This window comes from Belnapia sp. AC561 (genome assembly GCF_979252845.1).
Genome location: NZ_CEEDBP010000081.1, coordinates 1 through 6,443 on the forward strand (window position 1 = coordinate 1; position 6,443 = coordinate 6,443).

The window sequence follows — 6,443 nt, forward strand, 5'->3', positions numbered from 1 at the left end:
GACCTTGTTGCACGGATCAGCGGGCCGGACGGACGATGCCCTTCCCTGTCTTGGTCTCACGCGGTCCGGACGTACTCCGGGCGTCCCAGGTCCAGCATGCGGTTCAGCGCACCGACGGCAATGGCCACCTCGGTCGCGCGACGCCGGTCTGTGCGGGAACGAAGAGCATCGCCAATCACGCGCTTGAACCGGCTGACGTCGGCCTCGACCAGCGCGCGCCAGTTGTAGCCCGAGGCGGCCTGCCAGCCCATGCGGCCCCGTTCCTCAATCGATTGTAGATGGCGGTCGCGTTGCGTCGGCGCGGTGTCTGCCGTGCTGCTCGGCACGGCATTGGCGCGTGGCGGCACGATCACAACAGCTTCGGGGTGACGCACGGCGACGTCGTCGTAGACGCTATCCCAATCGTAAGCACCATCAGCCGTGAACAAGGCGACCGGGCCGTCAACCTGGTCGAGCAAGGGGCCGACCTGGGACGCGTCGCTGGTGTCGCTGCTGGTCAGCGTGGCCGCGACGATGTGGCCGGTGTCGGCGTCCGTGCCGATGTGCAAGGTGCGCCAGGCCCGGCGCGTCTTGGTGCCGTGCTTCTCCAGCAGCCACTCGCCCGCCCCGCACAGCTTCAGCCCCGTGCTGTCCACCAGAAGGTGCAAAGGCCTGCCACGACGGTGCGGCCTTGCCCGCGGCACCTGCAGCGTCTCGGCCCGGCGGCTCAGGGTGGTGTGGTCCGGCACGGCCAGGTCAAGCCCGAGCAGGGCGATGATGGAGCCGATCAGGCCTTCGGTCTGGCGTAGCGCCAGCCGGAACACGGCGCGCAACGTCAGCGCCGTCGCGATCACCAGAGCCGAGTAGCGGGGCTGTCCGCCTCGCGTGGTCCGAGGCTCGGCCTTCCAGGCCGCGATCGCCTCCTCGGTGAACCACACCGTCAGGCTGCCCCGCTGGCGCAGCGCCGCGTCGTAGGCGGCCGGGTTCGTCACCCGATGCCGCTGCTTCGGGATGTGGTGACGACGGTCGGCGTTGGCCTTGAACGGCAAGGTAGCTTCCTCGGGCAGCGGTGGGAGGCTGGACGCTTTACCCTACCCCGCCCCGGCAGGCCCAAGCGATCCGTGCAACAAGATGGAATAGACCCCAAAGAACGCAGTGAAGGCGGCACGAGGGTTGTCCACTTTGCGCCCGTTGCGGTCGTATCCGGTGGCCTTCGCGGTTACCGGAGGCGGTCAATCAAACGCCGGATCGCGGCGACAGAGCGGCGCGCTCGACGCCCTCCGGACAATTTGCGTATCAACCCATAGCGCAAATGGATTGGCCCCGGGCTGCCCGACCTCGGTAGGACTTCTCCCCACGCAGCCGCGACCCAGCGTGTTCGAGAGGAAACCGAGAATGAGTGCCAGCACCGAGGCGCCGCCGCGCCTCGCCCACCCGAAGCGCGCTGTCTTCAGCCCCGATGCCCTGGTCGGCCGCGTCGCCCTGATCACCGGCGGCAGCAGCGGCATCGGCCTCGGTATCGCGGAAGCCTTCGCGGAGCTCGGCGCCACCATCGTTATTACCGGACGACAGCCCGAGAAGCTGGCGGAGGCCGAGAGCCGCCTTGCCGCCAGCGGCGCGCGCCTGCTCGCCGTCGCCGCCGATGTGCGCGACTACGCCGCGACGCGTGCCGTGATCGAGCGCGTGGTGGAGGAATTCGGCGCGCTCGACGTGCTGGTGAACAACGCCGCCGGTAATTTCAACTGCCCCTTCGAGGACATGACGCCCAATGGCTGGCGCGCCGTGGTCGATATCGACCTCAACGGCACCTTCAATTTCTGCCACAACGCCTTCCAGGCGTTGAAGGCCTCCCGCTTCGGCGGGCGCATCATCAACATCTCCCTCGCCCAGGTGAACTCCGGCTGGCCCGGCGCCGCGCACGCCGCCTCCGCCAAGGCCGGCGTTACCGCACTGACCCGTTCCCTCGCCGTGGAATGGGGGGTGCACGGCATCCGCGTGAACAACGTGCTGCCAGGCCCAATCGAGGGCACCGAGGGGCTACGCAAGCTCTACGAGGCGCGCGGCGAGGCGGAGAAGGAACTCGGCCGCATGGCAATCGGCCATTTCGGCGAGACAGACGACATCGCGATGGCCTGCGCCTTCCTAGCCTCCCCGGCCGGAGACTTCGTCACCGGCTGCGACATGGTGGTCGATGGCGGCCGTGCCCTCAAGCGTTCCTGGACCTGAACCGGTGGACGGACACATCGCCCCCGCCGCCCAGCGCGGTCTCTACCCCGCGGCCGCGCTGCGGCCGCTGCTCGACCCCGGCTCCATCGCGATCGTCGGTGCCTCGCCGCGACCCGGCTCCTTCGGCGGCAACGTGCTGGCCAACCTGGTGCGGCACTACAATGGCGGCATCCTGCCCATCAATCCGAATTACGGCGAGGTCGCCGGCCTGCCTTGTTACGCATCGGTGAGCGACCTGCCTCGGCTTCCGGATTGCCTCGGGATCGCCGTGCCCGCACCGCAGGTGGAGCCCGTGCTGCGCGAAGCGGCAGCGCTCGGCGTGCCGGGTGCCATCATCTTCTCCTCGGGCTTCACAGAGACCGGTACGCCGGAGGGCGCCTCCATGCAGGCGCGGCTGACGGCCCTGGCTGCGGAGACGGGGCTGCGGATCATGGGCCCCAATTGCACCGGCATCGTCACCACGCATTCGGGCGCCGCGTGCAACATCCTGCCCAGCGTGAAGCATCTGCCCCTCGTGCCGGGTGGCATCGCGCTGCTGGGTCAGTCCGGCGCGCTCGGCTATGTGGTTTTCCAGGCGATGCATCGTGGCGTCGGATTCTCGCGCCTGATCTCCACCGGCAATTCCTGCGACGTGGATATTGCGGACCTCATCTCCTTCCTGGTGGAGGACCCCGAGACGTCCGCGATCGCCTGCCTGTTCGAGAGCGTGCCTTCCGGGCCGCGGCTGCTGGCGGCGCTGGAGAAGGCGTTCCACGCCGGCAAGCCGGTGATCGCCTGCAAGATCGGCGTGACCCAGGCGGGCGGGCGCGCCGCCCTCTCACACTCCGGGATGCTGGCGGGCGATGCCGCCACCTACAATGCGGTGTTCGAGCGCACCGGCGTCATCCAGGTGGATGCCTTCGAGGGGCTGCTGGAGACGGCGGTGTTCTTCTCCCGCGCTGGGCGGCCGCAGGCGCAGGGCGTTGGCATCCTCTCGGGCTCCGGCGGTTCCGTCGTCATGGCGGCGGACAAGGCCGAGAAACATGGCATTCCCATGCCGCAGCCGGGCGAGACTACCCAGACGGCATTGCGCCAGCGCTTGCCGGGCTTCGCCACCATCGCCAACCCAGCCGACATCACCGCGGAATCGATCCGCGACGAGGCGCTCTACGGCGAATGCGTGGAGATCTTCGCGCGCGATCCTGGTTTCGCCAGCGTGGCGGTGCTGATGCCCTCCGCCCATGGCCCGTCCGCGATCACCCGCGCCGAAGGCCTGAGCGCGCTTGCCGGAAAGCTGGACCGGCCGCTCACCCTGGTCTGGATGAACGAGTGGTACGAGGGCATCGGCTCCGCGATCTACGATGCGAGTCAGACGCTCTCGGTTTTCCGATCCCTCGACCGCTGCATGAATGCCTACCGGCTGTGGTTCCACCATGACCGGCTGCGCAGCGTACTGGAGGCGCGGCCGGTCCATGCGCCGGATCCCGCATTGCCGGAGGCTCGGCGCCTGCTCGCCGCCCATGCACGTGGTGCCGCGCTGACCGAGCGGGATTCCAAATCCCTGCTGGCGCTCTACGGCATTCCCGTGGCGGCGGACCGGCTCTGCACCTCGGCCGAGGAGGCGGTTGCCGCTGCGCGGGAGATCGGCTTTCCCGTCGTCGCCAAGGTGGAGGCCGCGGCGATCCACCACAAATCCGATATCGGCGGGGTCAAGCTAGATCTCCGCGACGAGGACGCGGTCGCCGCGGCCTATGCGGCGATCCGCCAGGCCACGGCAGGCGAGCCCGGCGTCGCGGGCGTCACCATCCAGCCCATGGTGAAGGGTGGGGTGGAGATGCTGGTCGGCGCGCGGCGGGACCCGCAATTCGGCCCGCTCGTGATCTTCGGCTTTGGCGGCACGCTGGTGGAGGTGATGGGCGACGTGGCGGTGCGCATCGCCCCCGTATCGCCCGCCGAGGTGCGGCTGGCGCTTCAGGGCTTGCGCATGCGGAAGGTGCTGGATGGCGTGCGCGGCAACCCGCCCTGCGATATCGACGCTTATTGCGACCTGGTCGCCGGCGTTTCACGCCTCGTCGCTGATCTCGGCGAGGAGGTCGCGGAGATCGATGTGAACCCGGTGATCCTAAGCCCCGACGGCGGCATCGCCGTGGATGCGCTGGTGGTGCGCGGGCGTTGAGAATTCGGGAGGAAGAAGAATGTCCATGACCCTCACCTCATCGCGCCGCGCCATGTTCGCGGCGGCTGGACTGCTGGTGGCGCCGCGCCTCGCCCGTGCCAGAACCTGGCCCGAGCGCACCGTGCGCATCATCGTGCCCTTCCCGCCGGGTGGCGCGATCGACGCCATGAGCCGACTGATCGCGCCGTCGCTCGAGCGGGCATTGGCTCAGCCCGTGGTGGTCGAGAACCGGTCCGGTGCCGGCGGTTTGGTGGGCACGGAGGCCGCGGCACAAGCGCGGGACGGGCATACCCTGCTGATGACCGCACTCACCCATGTTGTCCTGGCGGCGCTGAACCAGCGCCTGCCCTATGATCCGTGGAATGATTTCACCGCCGTTACCCCCGTGGGGACGGTGGCGAACATCCTGGTGGTGCCGAGCGGTTCACCGCATCGCAGCGTGCAGGACTTGGTCAGCGCGGCTCGCTCCAACCCGCGCCAGCTCACTTACGGATCGGCCGGCAACGGCACCTCGCTTCATCTCTGCGCCGCACTGTTTTGCGCCCGCAGCGGCGTGGAGATGACCCATGTGCCTTACCGCGGCTCTGGCCCCGCTGTGACGGACCTCGTGGCGGGGCGGCTCGATGCGATGTTCGACAGCGCCACCTCCGTGGCGCCGCATCTCGTCGCCGGCAAGTTGCGCGCGTTGGCAACGGTCGCCTCGGTGCGCAGCCGGCTGCAGCCGGATCTGCCCACCATGGCCGAGGCGGGCGTGGCCGATTGCGCCATCGACTGGTGGTATGGGCTGCTCGCACCTGCTGGCGTGCCGGTGGACGGGCTTAGCAAGGTGGACCAGGCGGTGCAGGATGCGTTGCGCCAGCCCGATTTGCGCGCGCGCTTCGCCGCCATTCGTTGCGAGCCAATGGAAGGCAACGCCGACAGCCTGGCCAGCCAGATCGCGCGCGATCGCGAGAACTGGACGCGCATCGTCAGCCAGATCGGGGACCAGCTTCAGTAGCGGCCTCCGCTGCGCAGATGCGCCGGAAGGCGGCGAGGGCAGCGGATGGGTCATCTCGCCGATAGGCGGCATAGAGCCGGGTGGTGGGCTGCGTCCCCTCCCCGGCGAGGGGCCTGTAGACGAGGTCGCGGAGCTGCATCTGGCTGAGCGAGGCAGCCACCAGCGTGACGCCGATGCCGAGTGCGGCGAGCGCGGCGGCGGATTGCATGTCGTCCGCCTCCTGCACGACCCTCGGGCTGAAGCCGGCCTGCTGGCAGTGATGAACGATCTGATCAGCGATGCTGGGCCAGGACTGGCCGCGATAAAGGATGAAGCCCTCGGCGGCGAGATCGGCCAGGGCGATGGCTGGGCGCCCGGCCAGAGGGTTTTCCTGCGCCAGCGCCACCAGAAACTGTTCCTCCAGCACCAGGTCGTGGGCCAGTTCCTGGTCCTCCGTAAGCGAACGGACGAAGGCGATGGCGATGCGGCGATCCTTCAGCGCCTGGATCTGCGCGCCCTTGGGCGCCTGCTGCAGCTCCACGGTGACGCCGGGATGGCGGGCCCGGAATGCGCGCAGGATGTGCGGCAGGATGCCGAAGATCGCCGAGCCGGTGGCGCCCACGGCGAGGTGCCCAGTCTCGCCGGCGGCGGCACGCCGCGCCGCGTCCGCCGCCTGCCGCAGCCGGAGGAGCACCGGCCGGACCTCATGCAAAAAGGCGCGGCCGGCATCGGTTAGTCTGACGCGCTGCGCGTTGCGGATGAACAGATCGACGCCCAACTCCGCCTCGAGCAACTGGATCTGGCGACTGAGCGGAGGTTGGGATCGATGTAGCCGCTCCGCGGCACGCCCGAAGTGCAGCTCCTCCGCGAGAACAACGAAGTACTCGATCTGGTTGAGCTTCATGCGCACTATCATCGGCACGCTGCCAGGGTGGTGGCAAGGTTGGCCGCTGCGCATCGAGGCTCTTGTCACCGCCTGAGTTGGGTCTCCGCGGACGATCGGCGTGTAGTTCAACCAGGTGGAACGCGGGGTTTTGTCAGCGCTCGCGCCAAGAGTGCCCGGATGGCGAGCTGGATCAGGCATGGGTAGGCTCCTGACGGGTTGAT

Annotated in this window: 5 protein-coding genes; 3 read left to right on the plus strand and 2 right to left on the minus strand. The window is 68.8% G+C overall.

Annotated features, from left to right (window positions below; translation table 11 throughout):
* Positions 1 to 56: 56 nt before the first annotated feature.
* The gene (locus tag AC0IW9_RS29785) at positions 57 to 1,028 is read right to left on the minus strand and encodes an IS5 family transposase (RefSeq protein WP_471651933.1); all 972 of its coding nucleotides are present in this window, start codon (positions 1,026 to 1,028) and stop codon (positions 57 to 59) included.
* Positions 1,029 to 1,374: 346 nt separating this feature from the next.
* Here AC0IW9_RS29785 and AC0IW9_RS29790 point away from each other — a divergent pair, with 346 nt between their 5' ends.
* The 3 genes from AC0IW9_RS29790 to AC0IW9_RS29800 are packed head-to-tail and all read left to right on the plus strand — an operon-like array spanning position 1,375 to position 5,357.
* Entirely contained in the window at positions 1,375 to 2,205 is an 831-nt protein-coding gene (locus AC0IW9_RS29790; RefSeq protein ID WP_471651934.1) for an SDR family oxidoreductase, read from the plus strand.
* 4 nt (positions 2,206 to 2,209) lie between these two features.
* Entirely contained in the window at positions 2,210 to 4,360 is a 2,151-nt protein-coding gene (locus tag AC0IW9_RS29795) for an acetate--CoA ligase family protein (RefSeq protein ID WP_471651935.1), read from the plus strand.
* A 19-nt stretch (positions 4,361 to 4,379) separates the two neighbouring features.
* Positions 4,380 to 5,357, plus strand: coding sequence for a Bug family tripartite tricarboxylate transporter substrate binding protein (locus AC0IW9_RS29800; RefSeq protein ID WP_171616959.1), 978 nt, complete (start codon positions 4,380 to 4,382; stop codon positions 5,355 to 5,357).
* On the opposite strand, the gene AC0IW9_RS29805 is transcribed toward AC0IW9_RS29800, so the two are convergent.
* Entirely contained in the window at positions 5,329 to 6,420 is a 1,092-nt protein-coding gene (locus tag AC0IW9_RS29805) for a LysR substrate-binding domain-containing protein (RefSeq protein ID WP_471651936.1), read from the minus strand. The genes AC0IW9_RS29800 and AC0IW9_RS29805 overlap by 29 nt on opposite strands.
* Positions 6,421 to 6,443 lie beyond the last annotated feature (23 nt).